Origin of the sequence: Pantoea sp. ACRSB (assembly GCF_022346905.1) — a bacterium.
In the GTDB taxonomy this organism is placed as follows: domain Bacteria; phylum Pseudomonadota; class Gammaproteobacteria; order Enterobacterales; family Enterobacteriaceae; genus Pantoea; species Pantoea piersonii.
Genome location: NZ_JAKRNL010000029.1, coordinates 1 through 1,063, shown reverse-complemented (window position 1 = coordinate 1,063; position 1,063 = coordinate 1). Strand labels below are relative to the sequence as shown.

Genomic DNA, 1,063 nt, shown 5'->3' with positions numbered 1-1,063 from the left:
GCGTCTCACAAAACGCCTCTGGCGTTGTAAGGTTAAGCCTCACGGGTCATTAGTACCGGTTAGCTCAACGCATCGCTGCGCTTACACACCCGGCCTATCAACGTCGTCGTCTTCAACGTCCCTTCAGGAGCATCAAGTGCTCAGGGAAAACTCATCTCGGGGCAAGTTTCGTGCTTAGATGCTTTCAGCACTTATCTCTTCCGCACTTAGCTACCGGGCAGTGCCATTGGCATGACAACCCGAACACCAGCGGTGCGTTCACTCCGGTCCTCTCGTACTAGGAGCAACCCCCCTCAGTTTTCCAGCGCCCACGGCAGATAGGGACCGAACTGTCTCACGACGTTCTAAACCCAGCTCGCGTACCACTTTAAACGGCGAACAGCCGTACCCTTGGGACCTACTTCAGCCCCAGGATGTGATGAGCCGACATCGAGGTGCCAAACACCGCCGTCGATATGAACTCTTGGGCGGTATCAGCCTGTTATCCCCGGAGTACCTTTTATCCGTTGAGCGATGGCCCTTCCATTCAGAACCACCGGATCACTATGACCTGCTTTCGCACCTGCTCGAGCCGTCACTCTCGCAGTCAAGCTGGCTTATGCCATTGCACTAACCTCCTGATGTCCGACCAGGATTAGCCAACCTTCGTGCTCCTCCGTTACGCTTTGGGAGGAGACCGCCCCAGTCAAACTACCCACCAGACACTGTCCGCAGCCCGGATGACGGGCCTACGTTAGAACACCAGCCATTAAAGGGTGGTATTTCAAGGACGGCTCCACGCAGACTGGCGTCCACGCTTCAAAGCCTCCCACCTATCCTACACATCAAGGACCAGTGTTCAGTGTCAAGCTGTAGTAAAGGTTCACGGGGTCTTTCCGTCTTGCCGCGGGTACACTGCATCTTCACAGCGATTTCAATTTCACTGAGTCTCGGGTGGAGACAGCCTGGCCATCATTACGCCATTCGTGCAGGTCGGAACTTACCCGACAAGGAATTTCGCTACCTTAGGACCGTTATAGTTACGGCCGCCGTTTACCGGGGCTTCGATCAAGAGCTTCTCCTT

Annotated in this window: 1 rRNA gene; it reads right to left on the bottom strand. The window is 55.1% G+C overall.

Annotated features, from left to right (window positions below):
- Nucleotides 1-28: 28 nt before the first annotated feature.
- Nucleotides 29-1,063: ribosomal RNA gene (locus tag MHZ89_RS22580) — 23S ribosomal RNA — on the bottom strand; the annotation flags it as partial.